The organism is Streptomyces sp. 13-12-16 (assembly GCF_002114215.1).
Lineage (GTDB): Bacteria > Actinomycetota > Actinomycetes > Streptomycetales > Streptomycetaceae > Streptomyces.
This window is the reverse complement of record NZ_NCTE01000287.1, coordinates 1-1379: the sequence shown is the minus strand read 5'-3', so window position 1 is coordinate 1379 and position 1379 is coordinate 1. Positions and strand designations below refer to the sequence as shown.

Annotated in this window: 1 protein-coding gene; it reads right to left on the bottom strand. The window is 76.6% G+C overall.

The annotated features are described in order from the left end of the window. Nucleotides 1-218: 218 nt before the first annotated feature. Nucleotides 219-1379: PLP-dependent aminotransferase family protein (locus B7767_RS12615; protein WP_107486042.1), on the bottom strand; the 1161-nt coding region annotated here is incomplete at its 5' end.

Here is a 1379-nt window from a genome sequence, read left to right as displayed (position 1 = left end):
CCCGCGCGGGCGAAGGCGGGCGCCGCGCCGAGCGCGGTGGGCAGGGTCAGGGCCGCCGAGGCCGCGAGCGAGCCGCGCAGTACGGCGCGACGGCCGGGGAACGGACGGTGTGACATGGATGCGCCTCCGGGGACGGGATCCGGCCAGTGTGCGCGACCACACCTACGCGGGTGGCACGGCGCGCACGCGAACCCCGGGTGAACAACTCGCGCGGGCGGCTACCGGGCAGCGGCCCTCGCCATCAGGCGCACCCCCTCGTGGATCCGCGCGGGCGTCACGTGCGCGTAGCCCAGCACGAGCCGTACACCCTCCTCCGGCGCCCCGTCGTGCGCGTGGTCCGCGAGCGCGCGCACCGCCACACCGGCCTCCGTCACGCGTGCGAGGAAACGCTCCCGCGGTCCGTAGCGCTCGGGCAGCGCGACGATGACGTGCAGCCCCGCCGCGATCCCGGACACCACCGCACCCGGGAAGTGCTCCCCGAGGGCGGAGACCAGGGCGTCGCGCCGCTCGCGGTAGGCGCGCTGGCAGCGGCGGAGCTGACGGTCGTAGTCGCCGCGTTCCAGGAACCGGGCGAACAGCGCCTGGTCCAGGGTGGGATGACCGAGGTCCATGGTGCGCTTGCGCTCCACCACCTCCTCGGCCCACCCCTGCGGCACCAGCAGCCAGCCGAGCCGCAGCCCCGGGGCGAGGGACTTGCTGACCGATCCGGTGTAGGCCACGTGCTCGGGGTCGAGCCCCTGGAGGGCGCCCACGGGCGCCCGGTCGTAGCGGAAGTCGCCGTCGTAGTCGTCCTCCAGGACGATCCCGTCCACGGACCGCGCCCAGTCGAGCAGTTCGGCCCGGCGCCGCGCGGAGTACGCGATGCCGGTGGGGAACTGGTGCGCCGGCGTCACGACGGCCGCCCGCGCCCCCGAGGCCCGCAGCGGCTCCATGACGAGCCCTTCGCCGTCCACCGGCACGGGTACGGCGGTGACCCCGGCGGCGGCGTACAGGGACTCGTGCTGCGGGCTGCCCGGGTCCTCCACGGCGACGGCGCGCAACCCGCGGGCGTGGAGGGCGAAACCGAGCAGCGCCGCCGCCTGCGCCACTCCGGAGACCACCACGATCCGCTCGGGATCGGCCACCACGCCCCGGCGCCGCGCGAGCAGTCCGGCCAGCGCCGTACGCAGCCGGGGCAGCCCGCGCGGATCGGGGTAACCCAGTTCCTGGTGCGGAAGGTCCGCGAGCACACCGCGCTGCGCCGCCGCCCATGCCGCACGGGGGAACAGCGACAGATCGGGGGTGCCGGGGACGAAGTCCGCGCGGACGCCGGGGGTGCGCGGGGCGAGGTCGTGGGCGCGCGGCCGGGCGGCCCGCACCGCAGCCCCCACCCATGTTCC